Source organism: Armatimonadota bacterium (assembly GCA_023511795.1).
In the GTDB taxonomy this organism is placed as follows: domain Bacteria; phylum Armatimonadota; class UBA5829; order DTJY01; family DTJY01; genus JAIMAU01.
The window spans coordinates 190,824-212,143 of record JAIMAU010000003.1 but is presented as its reverse complement, the minus strand read 5'-3'; the positions used below and the strand labels follow the sequence as shown (position 1 = coordinate 212,143).

The 21,320-nt window shown below is 48.3% G+C and carries 16 protein-coding genes; 6 read left to right on the top strand and 10 right to left on the bottom strand.

The window, feature by feature from the left end; translation table 11 throughout:
• Positions 1-193 precede the first annotated feature (193 nt).
• Together K6T99_05225 and K6T99_05220 are read left to right on the top strand one after the other, a co-directional pair.
• Positions 194-1,570, top strand: coding sequence for a Gfo/Idh/MocA family oxidoreductase (locus K6T99_05225; GenBank protein MCL6519211.1), 1,377 nt, complete (start codon positions 194-196; stop codon positions 1,568-1,570).
• Positions 1,571-1,615: 45 nt separating this feature from the next.
• On the top strand, positions 1,616-4,138 hold the full coding sequence (locus tag K6T99_05220) for a SpoIIE family protein phosphatase (GenBank protein MCL6519210.1): 2,523 nt from the start codon (positions 1,616-1,618) through the stop codon (positions 4,136-4,138).
• 59 nt (positions 4,139-4,197) lie between these two features.
• Here K6T99_05220 and iolB read toward each other — a convergent pair whose 3' ends face one another.
• Together iolB and K6T99_05210 are read right to left on the bottom strand one after the other, a co-directional pair.
• Positions 4,198-5,031: a 5-deoxy-glucuronate isomerase gene (gene iolB / locus K6T99_05215; protein ID MCL6519209.1), complete on the bottom strand. Its 834-nt coding sequence runs from the start codon at positions 5,029-5,031 to the stop codon at positions 4,198-4,200.
• A 21-nt stretch (positions 5,032-5,052) separates the two neighbouring features.
• Positions 5,053-5,985: a sugar phosphate isomerase/epimerase gene (locus tag K6T99_05210; GenBank protein MCL6519208.1), complete on the bottom strand. Its 933-nt coding sequence runs from the start codon at positions 5,983-5,985 to the stop codon at positions 5,053-5,055.
• Positions 5,986-6,252: 267 nt separating this feature from the next.
• Here K6T99_05210 and K6T99_05205 point away from each other — a divergent pair, with 267 nt between their 5' ends.
• Positions 6,253-7,527, top strand: a complete 1,275-nt coding sequence (locus K6T99_05205) for a glycoside hydrolase family 55 protein (GenBank protein ID MCL6519207.1) — start codon at positions 6,253-6,255, stop codon at positions 7,525-7,527.
• 444 nt (positions 7,528-7,971) lie between these two features.
• Positions 7,972-9,030 (top strand): hypothetical protein, encoded by a 1,059-nt coding sequence (locus K6T99_05200; protein MCL6519206.1) that lies wholly within the window; start codon positions 7,972-7,974, stop codon positions 9,028-9,030.
• A 71-nt stretch (positions 9,031-9,101) separates the two neighbouring features.
• On the opposite strand, the gene K6T99_05195 is transcribed toward K6T99_05200, so the two are convergent.
• The 8 genes from K6T99_05195 to K6T99_05160 all read right to left on the bottom strand — a co-directional run bounded on the left by K6T99_05195 (position 9,102) and on the right by K6T99_05160 (position 17,891).
• Positions 9,102-11,555 carry an ATP-dependent Clp protease ATP-binding subunit gene (locus K6T99_05195; protein ID MCL6519205.1) on the bottom strand — a complete coding sequence of 818 codons (2,454 nt, stop codon included), beginning with the start codon at positions 11,553-11,555 and terminating at the stop codon, positions 9,102-9,104.
• A gap of 174 nt (positions 11,556-11,729) precedes the next feature.
• Complete coding sequence (locus K6T99_05190) at positions 11,730-12,797, bottom strand: ATP--guanido phosphotransferase (GenBank protein ID MCL6519204.1); 1,068 nt, start codon at positions 12,795-12,797, stop codon at positions 11,730-11,732.
• A 34-nt stretch (positions 12,798-12,831) separates the two neighbouring features.
• The gene (locus K6T99_05185; protein ID MCL6519203.1) at positions 12,832-13,203 is read right to left on the bottom strand and encodes a hypothetical protein; all 372 of its coding nucleotides are present in this window, start codon (positions 13,201-13,203) and stop codon (positions 12,832-12,834) included.
• A complete protein-coding gene (gene ilvE, locus K6T99_05180; protein ID MCL6519202.1) occupies positions 13,203-14,075 on the bottom strand; it encodes a branched-chain-amino-acid transaminase in 873 nt (290 codons plus the stop codon). The genes K6T99_05185 and ilvE overlap by 1 nt, the downstream gene beginning before the upstream one ends.
• A 264-nt stretch (positions 14,076-14,339) precedes the next feature.
• The gene (locus K6T99_05175; protein ID MCL6519201.1) at positions 14,340-15,302 is read right to left on the bottom strand and encodes a sugar phosphate isomerase/epimerase; all 963 of its coding nucleotides are present in this window, start codon (positions 15,300-15,302) and stop codon (positions 14,340-14,342) included.
• A gap of 77 nt (positions 15,303-15,379) precedes the next feature.
• Complete coding sequence (locus K6T99_05170; GenBank protein MCL6519200.1) at positions 15,380-16,438, bottom strand: Gfo/Idh/MocA family oxidoreductase; 1,059 nt, start codon at positions 16,436-16,438, stop codon at positions 15,380-15,382.
• Between the two features lie 118 nt (positions 16,439-16,556).
• Positions 16,557-16,976 (bottom strand): hypothetical protein, encoded by a 420-nt coding sequence (locus K6T99_05165; protein ID MCL6519199.1) that lies wholly within the window; start codon positions 16,974-16,976, stop codon positions 16,557-16,559.
• Between the two features lie 18 nt (positions 16,977-16,994).
• A complete protein-coding gene (locus K6T99_05160; GenBank protein MCL6519198.1) occupies positions 16,995-17,891 on the bottom strand; it encodes an ABC transporter ATP-binding protein in 897 nt (298 codons plus the stop codon).
• Positions 17,892-18,087: 196 nt separating this feature from the next.
• On the opposite strand from K6T99_05160, the gene K6T99_05155 reads away from it, so the two are divergent.
• Positions 18,088-20,010, top strand: coding sequence for a hypothetical protein (locus K6T99_05155; GenBank protein MCL6519197.1), 1,923 nt, complete (start codon positions 18,088-18,090; stop codon positions 20,008-20,010).
• Between the two features lie 87 nt (positions 20,011-20,097).
• Positions 20,098-21,261 (top strand): hypothetical protein, encoded by a 1,164-nt coding sequence (locus K6T99_05150; protein MCL6519196.1) that lies wholly within the window; start codon positions 20,098-20,100, stop codon positions 21,259-21,261.
• The last annotated feature ends 59 nt before the right edge of the window (positions 21,262-21,320 follow it).

Below are 21,320 nucleotides of genomic sequence, written 5' to 3'. Positions count from 1 at the left end.
GCAATCACCCAATTAAATTATGAACGATTTTTATGAAATCTTGAGATAAATTCTGCTCCTTGACTAGAAAAAAGCTTAAATTGCCGTCTTGGGTATTTCCTTGAATCAAGCCATTGAGAAGGAATAGACATATTATATGCTTAACGTGACTCTAAAAATGCAAAGCATTTTTAATTGTATTGAGCCCAATCTTTTGAAAGGATTGATTGCAATGGCCGGACGTATGAACCGAAGAGAATTTTTGGAAACAAGTGGCAAAGCAGCACTGGGTGTCGGCCTCGGGGTGGCGGTGGCGGAGGCGCTTGCAACCCCCACTTACGCCCAAAAGCCGAAGGTTTCTCCTAACGACAAGATTGTGGTTGGCTGCATTGGGATGGGCGGTATGGGCATGGTAAATATGCGCGGTTTCATGAGCAACCCTGATGTAGAGGTTGCCGCCGTATGCGATGTGGACTCAAATAATCTCAAGAATGCCGCAAAGGCAGTCAATGAAAAATATGGCAGGTTACCACTTGCTGTTAAAGATTTTCGGCATGTGCTCGACCGCAAGGATATTGATGCAGTTGTTATAAGTACCCCAGATCATTGGCACGCGCTTCCATTCATAATGGCATGCGAGGCAGGTAAGGATGTCTTTTGTGAAAAGCCAATCTCACACGACATCGTTGAGGGCAAAGCAATGGTTGCGGCCGCCAAATACTTCAAGCGCGTATGCCAAATTAACACTTGGCAGCGAAGTGTGGGGTTTTTTCGGCAGGCGATAGACTTTGTTCGGTCGGGCAAAATGGGCAAAATAAGCATCTGTCGCGCATGGGTCTGCGGTCCAGGCGGTCTTGGCAAGAATCCAATTGAGGACCCACCTCCACACCTTGATTGGGACTTTTGGTGTGGTCCCGCCCCCAAGGTGCCTTATCATGACACGTATCACCCCGGCATGTGGCGGCTTTACTATGATTTTGGCACAGGGATGAGCGGCGATTGGGGAGTCCACATGATAGACATTGTCTTGCTTGGCATGAATGAGTGGCACCCCCTTGAGGTAGCGGCTTACGGTGGAAAGCTGAGGTGTGCGCCGGATGATGACCGAACGACGCCTGATACCATGATAGCAATTTATAAATTCTCGAACTGGATACTCCAGTGGGAAATACATGTTGGCGGCGAGGGTTTGGATGGCGGCGGCGGCCACGGCGCAGAATTTATCGGTGAAAAAGGAAAGTTAATCGTTGACAGGAGCGGGATTAAGTGGCATCCTTATGGCGATCATCCAGGGCCAGAGGAAGCTGGTAAAGATCAAGGTGGTGATGCACCTCATCGCTGGGCAGATGCAAACCACATTCGCAATTTCTTGGAGAACATTCGCACTCGGGGCAAGTGCACCTCAGATATCGAGACAATGCATTACACGACGGCGTGTTGCCACCTCTCGAACATTGCCTATTTGCACGGAAAAAGCATCAAATGGGACGGCGAAAAAGGCGTCATTGTAGGCGATAAGAAGGCGATGGAGGTTCAATGCTATCAGCGCGAATATCGAAAGCCTTGGAAGCTCCCAATGTATAAGATTTGATAGCGAGTTGCAAATATAGCCCGAAAAAGATAGAATGAGGGCGTGATGAAGAGATCCATATTCCTAATCCTAGTTGCTGTGAGCACAGCAGTACTGTTATTGGCTGCTGCTGGGGAGTCGCATTTGCGCGGTCAGCCGCAACTATATACTGCCGTCTATTGGTTCGGCGGCCTTGTCGCCATTGCTGTCTTTGGGATTATGCTCTCTGGGTATTACCTCCATTCACGGAGAATCTTCCTCTACCTCGGTGCAGGTTTTCTAGCAGCGGGCGTCATGGATGTTTGGATTGCGCTATCTTTCTCCATCCCTGGACACGATGCAATTAGGAGCCAAACAGGATATGCCATTTGGATGGCCAGCCGCCTAACGCTGGGCACCCTTGCGGTAGTTGGATTTATAAGACATCGAACGCCTGCCCTCAGGAGCCGAAGTGCGCTTGAGGTCGCTACTTTCACAGCTAGTGCTGTCCTTTGGGCATCAATTCTCATTTTTCTTGCTTCCACATTTCCACTCGGGAGGTTCTTCTCCGCAAGAGGTGTGAGCCCAATTGTAAATGCGGTCTGCACAGTGCTTTTCGCAGTCGCATGTGTTGGATACTCCAGAGCTAGCGTCCATCGTGGAAACCTTCTTGTTGCATGGATGACCTATGGTTTTATGTTTGCAACATTTGGCCAGCTTGCAATAGGATTGGCAAAGAATCCTGTAGGGCTTCTTTTCGGTTTTTCCAACGTTATGAAGGTTCTCGGCTACCTGACGCCGCTCGCTGGTCTTCTTGCAGAGCAGTCCAGGCTTCAAAGACGCCTTCATCGGCAGAGCAGCGAATTCTATGGACTTATGCAAGCTCAACAGGCCGTTGTTGAAACGAGTGATCCTCTTAAGGCATTCCAAAAAATTGTTGAAGCAGCGAAAGCATCCCTTGATGCACAAGCTGCTTGCCTAATGGTGCACGACCGAGCACGAAATATATTGGAAATAGCCGCTCATACCGGTTTTGACAATGAAGTGGCAGAGGCCCTAATTTTCAGACCAGCCGAGGGAGCCTTTGGCAGTGCCTTTGCCACAAAGGCGACAATCGCACTTTTTGAAATTTCAGAAGATTCAGCTCTGACAGGAAAGCTTGGAGATAGCGTAGGTTTGGCATCTGTTGTTTGTGCGCCCCTGGTTGTGAAAGGTGAGGCGACTGGCGTTTTGGGGCTTTTCTTCGAAAAGCCTACCAAGCTTACGAAAGAGCAAATGCGAGTTCTCGATGCTTTCGCTGGGCAAGCTGGACTTGCCATAGAAAACCTGCAGGTTCGTGGACAAGCAAAGGATTCGCTCAAGGCAATTTCCGAGCGGACTAAAGAATTGGAGATTGTCTATGAAGTTAGCCAAGCTATCACATCAAAACTTGAACTTCATGAATTGGTTGATACACTTGCAGAAAAGCTGAAGTCGAGTGTCCAAGCTCATGCGTGCTCGGTTCTATTGTTTGAGCCGGACAATGATTCTTTGCGGATACTGGGGCATAATAAGCTGTCGAGATATGTAGCGGTTGAAGGCCATGTGGACCAATGTGACATGGTTGCAGTCTCGGTGGCCAAGGAAGGGAAGGCAAGGCTGATTGCCAATGTGCCGAATAGCTTGCATTGCAAATACCCTGACCTTGCAGGAGACGATGGCGGCAAGCACCATCTGCTTTCTGTGCCGATGTTCTCACAGGGTGTATCAATTGGCGCAATTAATGTTTTTCGGCGCGGCGATGAGCCGTTTGGAGAGCGAGAAAAGCGCTTGATGACCTTGCTTGCTAATGTTGTTGCAGTAGGAATAGCAAATTCGCGTCGATATGAGTATCAGAAAAGAATCGCAGACAGCCTACAGAGTACTTTTGCGCCAAAGTTAGAGATTATACCTGCTGGGACTGAAGTCTATACTTTGTATCGCCCAGGGATGAGCGAGTCTGACCTTGGCGGCGATTTCTATGACATCATTCATCTTGGCGGGCCCAAGTATGCGCTTGTAATTGGTGATGTGGCTGGCAAGGGACTCGATGCGGCGGTTTATACGGGAATGAGCCGGTATATGGTACAGGCTTATTCACACGAAGATCCAGACCCTGTATCGGTAATAACAAGGGTGAACAATGCGCTGTGCCGGTACACTCCCACCAGCAAGTTTGTAACAATGATCTATGGTGTCTTTAATGCAGAGACAAGGGAATTTACGTACGTAAATGCTGGCCATGAGCTTCCGCTTCTTTTTAGGCAGTTGGAGGGAAACATCGAAAGGCTCAACACCTCCGGGCCAGCAGTTGGGGCGCTAACTGAGGCAGAGTATGCCTCAAGCGCTGTCATTCTTTCGCCGGGAGATGCACTTGTGTTTTATACAGACGGTGCAACTGATGCGCGCAAGGAGGGGAAGTTCCTCGGGACAGAGGGTTTGGAGAAAATCGTTGCATCAGAACTACGACGCAATATTGGCGACCCAGCTGAGGGGATATTCGAAGGAATAAATTCCTACGCGAACGGTTATCTTCGCGACGATGTGGCTATTCTTATAGTTAAAGTTCGCAAACCTGGCTCATTGTTCTAGAAGCAAAAAGTCAGCCGCCGACCTTTAGTGAAAAAGCCGGCGGCTGATAGCGATAGCAGTTATATCTCTTTTACCCACGCATGCCTAGGATCATCGGAAAGTGCCCCAGGCTTGCGAATGTCACCAGCCATCGCCCAAGTATAATGAAGCGTATATCCTGGCGCGGCGGCAACTGGGTGGTAGCCCCTAGGAATGACTACTGTATCTCCGTTTTCCACTACATAAACTTCATCCATTGGCCCTGGATCGTTTGGCTCGGTATAAATGCGAATAATCCCAAATCCCTGGCTTGGATTGAGCTGAAAATAGTAAATTTCTTCCAAGGGCACTTCATTTGGCGGGACAAATGCATCGTGCTTATGCGGTGGATAGCTTGACCAATTCCCAGGGGGATTGACTGTTTCCCCAAAGATTGTTTTTGTGGCGGGCAAGTTATTGCCAATTGCAGTGTAAACATGCCTCAACCAATTATCTTTGCCTGGAGTGGTTACAATGTTGTCCTCAGGGCGTATGATTGTAACATTAGCCTCGGAGGAAGTTGCGGCCGCAGAGAAAACAGCAATGTCAGCTGGTCCTTCGACGACACTTAGGCGGTAGGACGTCTGCGGCGGTAGATAAATCACTGTGGCCAGTTCTTCGAATACATTTTTGCGGTTACCAAGCCGCTCAAAGTTCGCCGAATTGGTCTCTAGCGAGACTACGCCCGAGTAGATGTCCATAACAACCTCGCAGTCCTTGCTGTCCGACGACCATTCGCCTGATGTGAGCCAAAGGCGCCCAAACTCGAGGTGCTTCAATCCCTTTTCACCTCTACCTACGATTTTTGTATATCCCTCCGAAATAGTTTTTGCTTTTATAAGCAAATTCTCGGTGCATTGCTCAGAGCGGCTCATGTCCCGTATCTCCTATCCAAGTTATATCTTCGCCCATGCCTCGTTTAGAACACGCTTTGCGCCAGCTACTACAAGCTCTGAACTCTCGCCAGGAAGTGGTTTGACCTCAAAGCTGACTACTGCCATTCCTGTCGGAAGTTGCTTGTTGAAAAAGCCAATATCCATCAGGCAACGAAGGTATTCAGCAACCTCATTCACATCGTTCTCGCCTAAGTCACAGCCAAATGCAGGATGTGCATCTCCATAAGCGGGATTCGAGGGGTCGCGCATTACGCAGTTGCCCATATGAGCGTGAATAAGATACTCAGATGCTCCTCTTACCATCTCAGAAATTGACTCCGAGAGTAGCGGCTGATGGCTGAGGTCTATAGTGAGACCGAAGTTTGAACACTCTTTTTTAACACGCTTTGCCAGCTCGACAGCTTCTTTTGTTGGACCAATCAAGCACTTCTTTTCAATGGTACGGTCGAATGTTTCGAGTGAAATGTATATCGGATTTTCTTGCCGCTGGGCTTTTGCATAATCGCAGATTTGGCAAAGCGAATCTACTAGTCGGTTCATTGCATTAGCTCTATCTGCATCTCCGGGGTCTGGCCCGCTCAGGATGGCAACTAGGTGGGCGCCGAGTTCGTAAGCTTGATCCACAGAATCCTTAGTTTGGTCAATTGCACGCTTCCGAGCAGCTTCATCGGCCGCATTGAGGTCAAGCCCTTGTGTGAGAAGTGGCGGTTGTCCGGCGAAAACTACCTCGACGTGGGCAGTCTTTAGCATCTTTGCGGCTTCTGCTCGAACTTTCTTATCCTTTATCCATGTTACTTCGACAGCACTGAAGTAATCATCCTCCAAGATTTTTTCTAATGTCTCAAGAATTGGGCCTTCGCCCTTGATAACCGAAGGATATGCCATGGGGTGTATAAGCCCCACCCGGAAATACTTCGAAATGGGTTCCTGCACCTTATTTTACCTCCTGGTTTGAGTTTTATTGCCGGCGCGGAGAGTTGCCAGCTTCTTGAGATTATAACCTTTGGCAGAAGTTGGTGTCAACGCTGGCATTGGAGGCAATTAATTATAAGCTATTTAAGTTTCTAGAACAAAACTTCTGTTTATTGGTTGAATCTCTGCCAACACAAAAATAGGTCGGAAGTATTTTAAGAGCTTGCCGAAGGATTGAATCTCATTTATGTTGTAAATCAAAGTATAATTTCGATTTAGGAGGGAAAGATGAGTATTTATGGGTTGCTAACAATAAGCACGTTATTGTGTATGGCAATTGGATCATCTGCGGTAAATATGCTCGATGTAAAGCAATTTGGTGTAAAGGGAGATGGTAAGGTAGATGATTCTGCGGCGATTCAAAAGGCGCTCGATGCCTGTGCGGCAAATGGCGGCGGCACTGTGAAGCTACCTGCGGGAAAATATAAGCTTTCAAAACCGATTACCGTGCCTTCCGGTGTTATGCTCGCAGGCGAGTGGGAAGCGCCACACCACGCCCAGCTTTTGAAGGGCACTGTGATACTTGCCTATGCCGATAGAGGCAAGGAAGACGGCCCAGCACTTGTGACTCTCTCGCCAAGTAGTGGAATTAAGGGAATGACTTTCTTTTATCCTATGCAGAGAATTCCTGGCGTGAAACCTTACCCTTGGACAATTAGGGGGTATGGAATGCACTGCAGCGTAATCAATGTGACACTTGTCAATTCATACAAAGGTATCGATTTTGCAACCGAGCCGAATGAGCTTCACTATATCCGCAATGTATTTGGTTGTCCGCTTAAAATAGGCATTGCGGTAGATAAATGCGCCGATATCGGGCGCATTGAGAATGTCCACTTCAACCCTCACCATTGGATGCGTGCCGAGGTTGAGGGAATACCCACATGGCAAGACTTGCGAAATTACCTTCTGGAAAATTGTACTGCTTTTGAGTTCGGGCGCACAGATTGGGAATATGTGCTTAACACTTTTTCCTACGGGTGCAAAGTTGGAATGCGCTTTTACGCTAGCAAAAACGGAGCTTGTAACGGAAACTTCCTTGGGTGTGGCGTTGATTGGGCGCGAACTGCAGTGCTAATTGAACAGACTCAAGAGCCGGGACTTCTCTTCACTAATGGCGAGTTTGTTGGGGCAGATATTGCCGATGCTGAAATTGAGGTCGTACCTGGATTTACAGGAGTCGCCCAATTCTCTAACTGTGCCTTCTGGGGTCCAACTCAGCAAATTGCTAAAATGGCAGGCGACGGCTTCGTAAGCTTCTCTCAGTGCAATTTCCAAGTGTGGGATAGGATGAATAATGGTACGCCGGCGCTGGAAGCAACAAAAGGCAGTATCGCAATTCATTCCTGCAGGTTCGGGCGTGACTTGAACCAAATCAAACTTGGTCCTGATGTAAAGACAGCCACAATCATTGGAAATACCTTGGCTGGCCCGCAGAAAATAGAAAATCAAAGCAAAGGTGATGTGCAGATAAGCATGAACGTGAGCCGCACAGGAAAATAATTGGGTGTCCTCGGTAGTTTGCTGTGTTCCGCCTCCTCCGAGGCCTATGTGCTACATAACAATGGCACGGAGGCCGTGCGGTAGGAGACGCGGTACCAGCTTTCGAGTAAGCTGCCGGGGAAAGGGGGATCCGGAACCCCTTTCGCTGGGCCCCGGCAGGCTTTTCGGCCTCCATGCCAAAAAGAAAAAAGAGGAACACAGAACCAAGTTCTGTGCCCCTCTTTTTCGCGTTCCATAAGTATTATTCCATTTTCTTGTAAGATTTGGTATGTGAATCTCTTGGTTGTCCCAAGGAATTTGCAATTAATTCTTAAGATGGTATTATTACCTTATAGGTTTACTCAGGTGAAAATTAGCATTTTTGATGCTTTCGTTTGCTGAAGGGGATAGGCCATATTTACAGAGAACGGTTAAACTTGAGCATGTTTACTCAGGAGGCAGTTTATGGATTCGCGCGAGAGGATTCTCACGACGCTTAAAGGCGGTATCCCGGACAGGGTTGGCAGGCAGGAATCGCTGTGGAGTGAAACGCTTGCACTTTGGAAAACCCAGGGTCTTGAGGAGGGTCAGGACATATCCGAGCTTTTTGGTTTTGACTTCCACAGTCTGCCATGGATGGATATGAGTTTGCGATTGCCTGTCGAGATTTATGAGGATACAGATGAATACGTGCTTCAAAAGGATGCTAATGGTGTAACTAGAAAAGATGTCAAACGCGAATCTGGTCATACGCCCCATTGGATTGCGCATACCGTCCAAACTGCAAGAGATTGGTATGAGTATAAAGAGCGTCTAACACCAGATGAAGTACGCATACCAGCAAATATCCGCGAGGTTTATGAAGCGGGACGGGCAAAAAAGAAATTCGTCCACTACGCTGGCATAGAGGCGTATGAGTGTGCGTGGCCAGTTTTTGGTCAGGTTAATATCTTTATGCTAATGATGGATGAGCCCAAAGTAGTTGCCGATGTTTTTAACACTTACACCGACCTTCAGATTGCCCTAGCGCAAAAGGTTCTCGATATGGGGCTAGATTTTGATGGCGCATGGATGTATGGCGATATGGGATATCGGAATTCTACGCTGTTTTCGCCGGAATGTTATGAACAGCTACTTTGGCCAGCACACAAGCGCATGTGTGATTTCTTTAACTCCCACGGCAAGCCGGTTATACTGCACTCATGTGGAAAAATCGAGGCGCTGATTCCGAAGCTAATTGAGGCAGGATTTGCGGCGATTCAGCCGCTTGAGGCGAAGTGCGGCCAGGATGTCCGGGTGCTCAAGGAACTTTATGGGAATAAAATTACGCTCTTCGGCAACATCGACATTCGAAAGCTCTCCGGCACTAAAGCCGACATTGAGGAGGAAATCTCCAGCAAGGTCCCGATTGCCATGAAAGGCGGCGGGTACATCTTCCATTCAGACCACTCCGTTCCCCCGACAGTCTCGTTTGACAACTACCGATATGCGATTGAGTTGTTGGAAAAGTACGGGAGGTACTGAGTGTTATTAAAAAGCCCATCCCAGGAACTTTGGGATGGGCTTTTAGCTATCGTCCACCTATTGATGGTGTTTTATACCTTGAGCGGCTCGGCTTTCTCTGCCTTTTTGAAGATTACCTTGCCGTCGTCGAGCTCAGCGCGGATGACGTCACCTTCGCTGAAGCGCCCCATAAGTATCTCTTCGCTGAGCGGATCTTCAATTATCCTTTGTACAGCCCTGCGCAAGGGCCTTGCGCCAAACGCCGGGTCGAAGCCTTCTTTCGCCAGTACTTCCTTTACCTCGTCGCTTGCTTCAAGGTCCATGCCTTGGACCTTGAGCTGTTCGCGCACTCTGTTCAGCATTAGGTCGACGATTTGCAGAATCTGCGCCGAAGTAAGCGAGTGGAACACTATAACTTCGTCCACCCGGTTCAGGAACTCAGGCCGGAAGACTTTCTTCATCTCCTCGGTTACTCGGTTTTTCATTGCCTCGTATGCACGAGTATCCTCGTCAACCTTTTTTGCGGTTCGGAAACCAATGCCGCCATCGCTGCTTATTAGCTGTGCTCCTATGTTTGAGGTCATTATCATAACCGTATTCTTGAAGTCGACAACACGTCCTTGTGAGTCCGTTAGTCGACCGTCCTCCATAACTTGGAGCAAGATGTTGAATACTTCTGGATGCGCCTTTTCTATCTCGTCGAGTAGCACAACCGAGTAGGGTTGCCGACGAACAGCTTCGGTAAGCTGTCCGCCTTCTTCGTAGCCCACATACCCAGGTGGCGCACCTACAAGTCTTGATACGGCGAACCGCTCCATATATTCAGACATGTCTATGCGAATTAAGTTATCCTCATTGTTGAATAGAAACGCCGCTAGCGCCCGTGCAAGCTCCGTCTTTCCGACGCCAGTGGGGCCTAGGAATATGAACGAACCAGTAGGCCGCTTGGGGTCCTTTAGCCCTGACCTAGCCCGTCTGATTGCACGGGAAACCGCCACAATTGCTTCGTCCTGTCCGATAATTCTCTCGTGCAAAGCCTGCTCCATGTTCAAAAGCTTGGCTGTCTCTGTTTCAACTAGTCTTGAAACAGGAATGCCTGTCCAGCTGAACACAATGTGAGCAATTTCATCTTCTGTCACGACCGGCTCTGTTGCATTCACGCTTTCCTGCCATTGACGGTCAAGCTCTCGGATTTTTTCAGTAAGATACCGCTCCTGAGCTTGGAGCTCGATTGCGCGATCGTATTGCCCCGTTGCAGGCAGTGACTCTAGTTCCTGCGTTACCAAACGTAGCTCAGCCTTTGCTGCTCGGAGTTCGGCAGGTGGCAACGTTCTTTGCAATCTTACTCGCGAAGCTGCTTCGTCTATTAGGTCAATTGCCTTGTCTGGCAGGCAACGATCGGTTATATACCTATCAGCAAGACGAGCTGCGGCGTAGAGGGCGTCATCTCGAATCTTTACATGATGATGCCCCTCATATCTATCTCTCAATCCCTTGAGGATGTCTATTGCTTCTTCAACGGTGGGCTCGCGGACCTGGATGGGCTGGAATCTTCGCTCCAGAGCGGCATCGCGCTCGATATACTTGCGGTATTCGTCCATCGTTGTTGCGCCAATGCACTGGAGCTCACCGCGCGCAAGGGCTGGCTTCATGATGTTCGAAGCATCGATTGCTCCCTCGGCTGCACCTGCGCCAACCAAGGTGTGTAGCTCGTCAATAAAGAGGATTACCTCACCGTTGGCTTTGCGCACTTCATCTATAATGCGCTTCATCCGCTCTTCGAATTCGCCTCGATACTTCGTGCCAGCAACCACACCCGCAAGGTCAAGAGCCACAATCCGGCGGTCTTTCAGCATTTCAGGGATGTCGCCGGATACAATGCGCTGGGCAAGACCTTCGGCGATTGCTGTCTTACCTACACCAGGCTCTCCAATCAGCACAGGGTTGTTTTTCGTCCTTCTGCTCAGGATTTGGATGACGCGCTCGATCTCGGTATTTCTGCCGACAACTGGGTCGAGCTTATCTTGTCTGGCTAAATCTGTCAGGTCGCGGCCGAATTCATCCAGTGTGGGAGTCCTCGACCTTGTCCTGGTTGTTGCCATAGAACTATCATCGCTTTGGAGATTCATTACTTCTCGTCTTGTTCTTTCTAGATCAACTCCAAGCTTGGCTAGAACGCGTGCTGCAAGCCCTTCACCCTCTCGGATGAGGCCGAGTAGCAGGTGTTCCGTGCCTATGTAGTTGTTGTTCAGTTGCCTAGCTTCGTCGTATGCCAGGTCGATCACGCGCTTTGCGCGTGGGGTTAGTTGCATGGTATCCTGGCTGAGCCGGCCGTCTCCTCTTGTAACCTGCCGCTCGATTTCAGCCCGGATCCGGTTAAGGCTTACGCCCATCCGGTCGAGTATTCGCGCGGCTACGCTATCGCTCTCGCGTACAAGGCCAAGAAGCAGGTGCTCTGTCGTGACAAAATTCTCGCCAAGCCTGCTGGCCTCTTCCTGAGCGAAGAAAACGACTCTACGCGCCCTCTCAGTAAACCGCTGCCACATTCCGCTGTCCCTCCTTTTCTATGGAATGGGTGTTACATAACCCGACCGGAAACTCGAGTTATATAATACTTATTGCTTTCTAGCTTTTTGATTGCAAGTATTAGTAAACTTATGAGCCCCCTTCGGGGGATTCTTCTATTTATAATTACGTCTTTTTTAATTACAAGGTTCTCCTTATTCGGAAAGCCTCAGTTGGGCAATCGCACTTTCCTCCGCAAGCTTTTCACGCACTTGCCGGGCACGTCTCACTTCAGCGCCTATAGTTTCTGCAATGGGCAGGCCGCGCCTTTCGATTGAGGCGGTTGCCCCTATCTGCATTAATGCGAGAAGTTCGCTAAATGCTGTCGCCGATATTCCTGGCGGTATCCCAAGCCCGGCTGCAAGCCGGAGTGTGGAGAGATGTGCTAGCGCTTCTTCTCCACTCAGCGCACGCGCCGTTAATAATCTGGCTCGCGCTTCGTTTGCCAGATTGGTGATTTCTTCCTTTTTATTATGAAGAATTATTCTCCGTGCCTCACGTTCCCTTGCTATTAGGTGTTCGGCCGCACCTCTTACTCTGGAGGTTATCTCCTTTTCGGAGAACCCTATTGTTGTTTCGTTTGATACCTGAAAAAGATCTCCCAGAGCTTTTGTACCCTCTCCGAAAAGCCCGCGCACAGAGATTTTTAGTTGCGCGGCCGCAGTCAATGTCGAAACCACCTCTCCAAGCATAGTCAAGCCTGCGAGATGAAGCATTACCGAAAGCCTAAGCCCTGTGCCTATATTGCTTAGAGATGCTGTTAGGTATCCATAATTGTCAGCCCAGGCATACCGAATTTGTTCGCCAAGAAATGTATCGAACTCGCGAACGACTTCCAGCGCTCTTAATGGCTGTAGCCCCGGCAGGATGCACTGTATCCTCATGTGGTCTTCTTCGTTTACCATGAGGCTTAAAGTGCCGCTTTCATTTAACACCACAGGGCGGTAACTCCCGCCAGCTACATGCTGACTGCTTGCAAGGTGCGAATCAATCAGAGCAAATCTTTCGAAGGCTGTCATGTGCCGAGGATGCAACACATAGAACCTGCCGAACCTTTCATCTGTTTTGTAAATCGTGTCTAAAACTCGGTCGGCAACCTTTTTAAGGTCTGCATCACGTGCACGGCAGGGAAATGGCAGGCCTTCTATGTTTCGTGCCAGGCGGGCGCGAGTGGAAACCGCAACATCGCTGGCAGGGCCTTCAGAGCGGGCCCAAGCCGGCATTATAGTCTTTTTCTCTGCACGGTTTTTCAGCATTTTATAATGGTTTACCCCGACTCACAGTATATCCATGCAACTCAGCTATGATAGCGCCTACTTCCTCTTCGAATACCATATAGCACGTCGGACATCCTACCATGCCTGTCTGCCGAGTATCTTCTATTGTATTCCCACAGTTGGGGCAAACCTTTGTTCGATTTTGTTCTTTACTAGAGGCAGAGAGTTTGCTTAAGTGTATGTTTACCAGCTCGGTAAGCAATAAGCCGCTATTACCGTAAATTATCTTCTCTCTGTCTCCAGTGCATTTAGCGCAGAGTCGCCGCTCCTCGCGCCGTTCGTTTCTGCTTATTTTGCAGACAACGAATTCAGCTTGCCTTTTCCTGCATAACTCACAAAGTCTTGCGCGCATCAGAACGGCACGCCTTCTGTTTTTGTCAAAGTTCTAAAGGCTTCAATCAGCCTTTTTGTCATATTGCCTGGCTGGCCATTGCCGATTGTGCGTCCATCTACTTGAACTACCGGGATTACTTCTGCGGCAGTACCAGTTAGGAAGCACTCGTCGGCTATGTAGACATCAAAGAGAGTAAAAAGTCTCTCTTCGACTGGTATACCCATGCCTTTCGCAAGGTCAATCACTGTGTTTCGTGTTATCCCCTCCAATATACCTGCATAGGGTGGTGGGGTAATTAGCTTATCATCTTTTACGATGAAAATGTTGTCGCCTGTTGCTTCGGCAACATAGCCTTCAGTGTTGAGCATCAAACCCTCGCCTGCGTTAACCCTGTTTGCTTCAATTTTCGCTTGAATGTTCGCAACGTACTTCCCGAGCGACTTGATTCTTGGTTCTAAGCACTGCGCCGGGCACACTCTTGTGGACACGGTCACCACGTGAAGGCCGTTGCGGTACATTTCTTCAGGGTAAAGGCTGAGCTTGTCGCTCATTATAATTATCGTGGGGGTCTTGCAAACACGCGGGTCTAGCCCGAGGCCGACTCCTCTAGTTACGGTTATTCTTATGTAACCATCCTGGACCTCATTTCGCCGAAGGAGTTCGAGAATTGCTTCTTCCATCTCCTTCTGCGATATAGGCAGGTTGATCATCATTGCATGGGTTGAACGATACAACCTTTGTATATGTTCGCGAAGCTTAAATACTTTGCGGGAGTAGACCCGAATTCCCTCGAACGCTCCGTCCCCATAGAGCAAGCCGTGATCGTATACCGTGATCTTTGCGTCCTCCAGAGGGACGAATTTTCCGTTCAAGTATACGACTTGACCCATCAGTACCCCCTAAATTCTGTGTTTTATAGTATATCATAATACAAGCTTAGTTGCAACACGCAATTATGCTGGTTGTCAGTCCATCTTGAGAAGCGATTTGGTGTTTGTGTCGCATAAGGGGCGCTTAAAATTCTAAGCGCCCCTTGTTTGGTATACGTTCCTCTGCTTAAGAATCCGTGAGCTCTTTGGGTTTTGGTGCTGTGAATTTCATCAGCCCCGCATGATGTTTTGCTCCTATCCAACAAAGTATGGCAACAGCCTATTCTATGCCCAGAATGCTTCGCTCGGTTTCTTTGAAATTACCACCTCTTTTAGGAATGAGACAGCCTTTTCAAAGCCTTCGGTTTGCGCCATAAGGCTGTCTTCGTGTTCAATGGAAAGCACCCAATCATAACCTACGAGTCGTAATGCACTTACAATGTCCTTCCAAACGTCAGCGTCGTGTCCGTAGCCGATGGTTCGGAAAATCCAGCTTCGGTTGATTTCATCAGTGTAGGTTTTTGTGTCCAGTACGCCGTTTACCTCTGCGTTTATTGGATCAACTCGGCAATCCTTGGCGTGAACGTGGTAGATTGCGTCGCCAAGCTTTCGAATGGCTTTTACTGGGTCAATTCCTTGCCAGAAGAGGTGGCTTGGGTCAAAGTTCGCACCAATGGCATCGCCGCAAGCATTTCGAAGTTTGAGGAGCGTTTCCGGGTTATACACCACAAACCCCGGATGCATCTCGAAGCAAATCTTGACGCCGTGTTCTTTGGCAAACTTTGCTTCTGCGCGCCAGTAGGGAATGACCTTTCGCTTCCACTGCCATTCAATAATCTCCCTGAAATCTGGTGGCCAAGGGCATGTAACCCAGTTTGGGTATTTCGCTCGTGGTGAGTCGCCTGGGCAACCAGAGAAGTTTATAACCCTCTCAACCCCAAGTTTCTGTGCTAGTTCGACTGTCTTGCGGTGCACTGTATGATGCTCGTTTGCAATTTGCTTGTTTGGATGGAGAGGGTTCCCATGACAAGAGAGCGCGCTTATCACCAAGCCGCGAGACTCAATAGCTTTGAGAAAAGCTTTCCGCTGTGTCTCGCTTGAGAGAAGTTTGTCAAGGTCGCAGTGGCAGTTAGGCGGATAGTTTCCTGTGCCGATTTCCACCGCTTCTACACCGACGCTCTTTACATAATCGAGCGCCTCTTCGAACTTTAGGTGTCCAAATGCTACTGTGAAAACTCCAATCTTCACTGTCTGTTACCTCCTTTTGAATCGAAGGAATTGATGGTTTAGATATTCCATTTTTGAGATTCTTGAGTAGCAAAAACTTATTTCATTATCACCTCTCTGCCTGTCTCGGCAGATTTATACAAGGCATCTAGAATCCGAACAATCTCCAAGCCATGTTCGCCAGTTGATATCGGTTCTTTGCCGTGTATTATGCAATCTATAAAGTGTCGAATTTCCATCTCATGGCCTGAGACATTTGGGCATTGAGGCATAATGTCCGAGCTTGTGCCGTGGATGTCTGTGTAAATGCGCAGTGGGTCGAGCTCGGCGCCGCCTTTTGTTCCTAGTAATTGTGTGTAAATTATGTCGCACTTGATGTGCGATGCCCAGCTAGCTTCGAGCATTACGGTTGCACCGTTTTCAAGTCGAATAAATCCAGCCGCAAAGTCCTCGACGTCGAAAACGCCGCTAGCATCCATAGTTCCCCAGGTGCCAGTTCCTTCACCTTTTGGACCAAACTTGGCATAGGTGCTACCAGTAACAGAAATGGCTTTAGGATTGCCCATCAGCCACAGGGCGAGATCAAGAACGTGAACACCAATATCAATTAGCGGCCCTCCGCCAGCTTTTTCTTTCTGCGTAAACCAGCTGCCCATGCCAGGAATGCCTTTTCGCCTGACCCAGCCGGTTTTAGCAAAGTAAATTTCACCTAGCTCGCCGTTTTCGATGAACTTTTTAAGAGTTTGGGTGTCCCCTCGAAACCGATTGTTGAATGCGGTCATGAATATTTTCCCTGCCTTTTTCCCAGCCGCTACCATTGCTTCTCCTTCCGCAGGGTTTATTGCAAGGGGCTTCTCGCAAATGACGTGTTTTCCGGCTTCGAAGCTGTCAATCGTCATTTGTGCGTGCGTATAGTTTGGTGTGCACACGCTTACAGCGTCAAGACCAGGCAATGCTAGCATGTCGCGATAATCGGTATATATGTGAGGAATCCCAAACTCGGTAGCAACCCGTCGGGCACGGTCCTCTCTTGCATCACATACAGCGACAACCTCTGCTTCGGGGCATTTAACGTAAGATTGGATATGAAGCCGGCCAATGCCGACTCCAATCACGCCAACACGTACTCTTTCAAGTTTGCTTTTTGACTTTGCCATTCTGCTCTCCCAATCTTAAGAAGTATCGCCTTGCAAGGCATAAGTCTATTAATCCGACACATTGTAGCACAACAGACTTAGGGTGTCTAGAATAGTAGAGTAGGAAGTAAGCAGATAATTAAGTGCGTGTTTGCATGCCATACAACGTGAAACCCGTTGCCTCTGAAATCATAATGGCTGTGAATGCTTTCACAAAGCCAATCGGATTACTACAAAAGATTGCAAGCAGTAAAGTGTAAATTGCGGCTTGAAATACTAGAATTATGAAAAGCACAAGGGCCCACGAAGCAAGCCTTGCTTTTGCGGATGAATGGACGGAAAAAGCCATCAAAATTTGTTTCTCGGTAGTCGCAAGCACTATCGCCGTAATTAGCAGGGTCGAAGCTGGCATTAGAAAGTAAATCATAAGCCCACTTGGTATACCGATGCCGGCAGTTGCAACACCAGCCAAGGGCGTAATCAGGAGAATCCAAAGTAGAACTCTCTTTCGCATCATTAGCTTTAACTCACGGATTGTGAGAATGAAGATGATTTCCAATTTTTATCTCCATTTTTTCTATAGATGTGTAGTCTCTTCTTTTTTCGCTATGAGCTCTGCTAGAATTGAATCAACTTTTCGAGGGCTTAGGCGAACTGCGCTGATTTCGCCGTGCATCTGTTTTATGATTTCCGAGGGCCGAACTTTAGCTGAAAGTTCGATAATAAGCGACCCATTCTGCTCGATTGCGGTAATTCCCTTGTATTGCCGCATTTTTGCAATAGATTTACCGGCTTCAATGGGTTGGATTATTAGTTCTTCGGGGCCAGTGGCATTTCTAAGTTCGTCTAGGGTTCCGCATCCAACCAATCTTCCTTTGTGAATCAGTGCAATGCGGTCGCAGATTTCAGCATCTTCTGGGCGGCTAGTTGCGATTAAAATTGTATGTTTCTTTGAAACCCTGCGTGCTAGAAGATGTTCCCAAAGTCGTTCTCGCGTTGGCGGGTCAATGTCAGCCATTGGCTCGTCGGCAAGAAGCACCTCTGAAGGTGATAGCAGTGCTCGGGCAGCCTCAAGTTGCTTTAGCATCCCTTTGGAAAATGATTTCGCTGGTTCGTTTCGCAGGTCATCAAGCCCGACTAGCGATAAGATGTCTCTAATCATTGATCGTCGCCTGCGCCTTGGGATGCCGTATAAAGTTGCGCTAATCCATAGAGTTTCAAAAGGAGTAAGCTGGGGATCGACTGCTGGCTTTTCGAACCATATTGCCGGGGATGTGTTTGTGCTCATCGTTACTGTGCCAGCATCGGATTTGATAATTCCAGCAAGGGAATAGATGAGTGTCGTTTTCCCTGAGCCGGAAAATCCAAATATGCCGAACACTTCACTCTTATAAACTTCGAGCGTAACCCCAGCAAGAGCGGTCCTAATACCGAATTTCTTTATTATGTTCTCCGCTCTGATAATTTGCTGCATCTTCTTTTTAAGGAGTATGCTTTAAATTGTGAAATTGAGGCTGACTTACCGATTATAACATTAGGGATTTGAATATACAAACGCTGCTTGTCAAATTTTGGTTTGATTTCTTTTTAAATTGGGGAGTTTTCCTAAAAAGAAGGATAGCTTCCTGTTTTGTCAAATTAAAGATAAAAAAGTAAAGGAGGGAATTGTTGTGAGGAAGGAGTTGTTGTTTGCATTAGCAGCAATCTGCATCACGACGCTTGTTGCTGGATGCGGAGGCGGAGGCAACGGCGGAGCGCCAGGCACCTTATTAACGATTGGTGTCGATGTTTTTACTGGTGACACAGCAGGTGTTGAGTCCATTAGGGCAGATACTACTTTAGTTGCCCCTCTTGATCCAGGGACATTAGTAGTGGCCTACGACTTCAAAACAGGCAAAGAGGTCGTGCGTGGAACGTTGGATTCCACTGGATGGTGCACCCTTAGAATCACTCCTGGTCTAACTGTGGCTGTGGTGGCAACTGGCACGAGAAATAGCAAAAATTATAGGTTTTCGACAATTATCCCTCAAGTGCCAGTAAACTCTAGCGAGTACGTCTTAAAGGCTGAGACAACAATAGCAGCAGAAGCAATCGCCCAGAAGTTCTTTAAGACAGGCACTCCAATCGACGAAGACACGTTTAATAAAGTTGTTGAAGCCGCGCGTGCTTTTGTGCAAGCTAATGCAGATGCCGATTATTCGCTGGAAGGCAATGTTGTTGGTGGAAGTACTTTTGGAGCAAGCAATAGCCTTTCTGATGAGGTTAAGTCCGAGGTAGAAGACGAAATTCCAGGCACTATTGATGAAAAGCTTGTCATGGCGAAACAGGCTGTCCAGCAAATTAAAGAAGCCGGGGTGCCAATTGAAGCCATGGTAAGCCAAGAGCCACAGGAAATCAAAAACATCTTTACCGACCAAGTTACATCTAAGTACAGTGCGCTTTTCGACCGGCTTTCCAAGCTTATTATGCCTGCCATTTCAGGCGATATGACTTATGGAACATCTGAAAATATACGTGTGTTTGAGCTGACGATGGGCCAGGCATACAAAGCAACTGCAGGCTTGGATGGACGGTTGAGCCTCGAGAATACAACTGGCGGCGAAGCTGGCAAGATAATTATTTTCTACTCGGAAGCGCCAGCAGGTACTTACAAGCTTACTGCAACAAAGGCGGGAAGCACATGGACAGTAAAACAAACACTGTCCAGTGACCCCGCGCAGGCATATGTTGTTACCCTTCCTGAAATTCCTGAAACTGGGCCTGGTGCAAATCCCTCGTTTACGGGGACCGTCAGCCTTAAGGATTCAGTGTTTACCTCTCCATTAACCTTCAATGGGACAATAAGTGCATCGGGGCCAGATAAGGACCATTATTCCCAAGTAGTTTTTCAAGGAAGCTTAGATACTCCCAATTTGGATGCCCAGGGTAGATTCCAGGCTAATTTCTTATCCAGTTTGCCAAGCGGTGCCAGCCCGGATGATTCCATCTATAACTATTTAACCAGTGCTTCCATGACGAATGCGAGTATAACGGCGACTGGTGGCGGAACAACCATCACGGTTGGAGGGAATATCTCTGTTTCGCAGGCGCTTGTAACCTCTAATGGATATCCTGAAATGGCAGGTAAGCATGTGGAAATTTCGGGGTCTTACAGCGACAGCCATAGCGGCCTCAACTTTGCAGGCAACATATCATTTGACAGGGCGAATCCTGAAGTTGAATTGGACGAGCCCAATGCAAGTGCGACACTTGTTCTGCATGGTGAACTAGTTCGTTCTGGCCACCCAACATATTATGCCGATATGCGCTTCACTTTGGCCAACAGCAAGGTTACAAGTCAGATAGACTTAAGAGCTGGCAGCAATACCCTTGCTGGCACAGGGAGCTTGCAGCTAAGTGAAGGTGAGCCGACAAGCGGTTCGCTTACCTTAACGAACCAGAGCGGTGTGGAGTTTGCTATTTCAAGAAATGCGTCTGGTGTTCTATCAGGAACAGTCAAAGTTGGAGGCGAAACTAAAGCAAATATTACTAAGGAAGACAACATTCTGAAGATCACCTATACAGATGGAACGTTCGACGCTTTTGAGCTATAGAAAAGAGTATTCGCAGCTTTAAATGTTGGCAGGGGGTGGGTGGCAAACTCGCCCTGCCACATCCTTTTTGCGGAATTTGGCGCCAATATGAGGCATTTTCGCGGAAAAGCTCTTGAATTTGCTTTCAGCATTTGCTTTATCTTGTGTTTAGCTTTTCTGCCCCAACTTGAAGGCTTAGCTGAACCTTCGGTAAATCTCCCGGCTTTCTATGATGCCAATGACCTATTTCAATTGTATTTCAAAGACTCGAAGGTTGCTAGCTTCCACGTTGTGGCGGGAGCAATGGCTTCTGGAACAAACAATGTTGGCTCGCTTTGGGACGTTGGAAAGGAGAATCAACCGTCGAGAGTTTTTAGAAACAATAGCGCTTATGTTACCATAAGTACCAATAATTGGATACGGATTGCTTCTCGCGAGTGGTGGGTTGGCTTCGGAAGGGGCAAGCGCGAGGAATACCGGGGGAATGGGGACGCGGCCCAGCTTTGGATTGACCTCAATTCCGGCATAAATACCAAGCAGTCATATGCCCCTTCGGTACAAAGCGCTAGAATTTCAGGCGATTGGGTTGGCGTTGGGCGATATGTCTCCTTCAAAGCGGGTGATGTCCATGGGACCGCTGAGATAGCATTTCGGAGCATCAATGCGGAGGAATATCTAGCTCGTAGCCTTGTGGGTAATGTTTCAGGTGAGAATTTTGAGGGAATGTTGAGAATCAAATCGTCAAACTCATCACTGGGGAGTGTTAGGGGCAGGGGATGGTCTCTCGATGCCAGCGCTGGCTTCACAATTGGCAATCATTGGATGGGCAAGTTCAGCGTGGAAGGTTTAGCTGGAAAAATTCGCTGGCGCGGATTGTTCGTTGACGATGGTTGGATTACTTCGCCCGGAGTATTTACCGACCCAGAGGGCTTCTTGCATGATTGTGGTGGGATAAGCGGCGCGTCTTGGCGTGAGGATGCAACTCTTAAGATTAACCCATGTTGGCGTCTAGACCTTACACTGATTGGCAATCCTAATCTGCTAGTTGGGGTAATTGGACGACCGGGAGACCGCACTCTTCCCAGTATAGGCGCCGCATGGCCACAAAGGACGCGGTGGCTGCCCTACTTTCGTTGTTACCCAACGCAAAGTCGCCTTGAAGTGGGGGCGGTTGGCAGAAGTTGGCAATTCCGCATATCTGGGGATGACTGGATTTTTTCTTCTCCCAAGCATGCTGAGATCGCCGTCTCAGCGGCGGCGATCTCATTCTAAGCAAGGTAAAGCGTGGGCTACTATAGCGATATCACGTTGAATGCGAAAATCATAAGCTG

Bases quoted from the DNA above. Each gene is read 5' to 3' on its own strand.
- K6T99_05220 (MCL6519210.1), top strand. From the start codon at position 1,616: ATGAAGAGATCCATATTCCTAATCCTAGTTGCTGTGAGCACAGCAGTA.
- iolB (MCL6519209.1), bottom strand. From the start codon at position 5,031: ATGAGCCGCTCTGAGCAATGCACCGAGAATTTGCTTATAAAAGCAAAA.
- K6T99_05205 (MCL6519207.1), top strand. From the start codon at position 6,253: ATGAGTATTTATGGGTTGCTAACAATAAGCACGTTATTGTGTATGGCA.
- K6T99_05200 (MCL6519206.1), top strand. From the start codon at position 7,972: ATGGATTCGCGCGAGAGGATTCTCACGACGCTTAAAGGCGGTATCCCG.
- K6T99_05195 (MCL6519205.1), bottom strand. From the start codon at position 11,555: ATGTGGCAGCGGTTTACTGAGAGGGCGCGTAGAGTCGTTTTCTTCGCT.
- K6T99_05190 (MCL6519204.1), bottom strand. From the start codon at position 12,797: ATGCCGGCTTGGGCCCGCTCTGAAGGCCCTGCCAGCGATGTTGCGGTT.
- K6T99_05185 (MCL6519203.1), bottom strand. From the start codon at position 13,203: ATGCGCGCAAGACTTTGTGAGTTATGCAGGAAAAGGCAAGCTGAATTC.
- ilvE (MCL6519202.1), bottom strand. From the start codon at position 14,075: ATGGGTCAAGTCGTATACTTGAACGGAAAATTCGTCCCTCTGGAGGAC.
- K6T99_05170 (MCL6519200.1), bottom strand. From the start codon at position 16,438: ATGGCAAAGTCAAAAAGCAAACTTGAAAGAGTACGTGTTGGCGTGATT.
- K6T99_05160 (MCL6519198.1), bottom strand. From the start codon at position 17,891: ATGCAGCAAATTATCAGAGCGGAGAACATAATAAAGAAATTCGGTATT.
- K6T99_05150 (MCL6519196.1), top strand. From the start codon at position 20,098: ATGAGGCATTTTCGCGGAAAAGCTCTTGAATTTGCTTTCAGCATTTGC.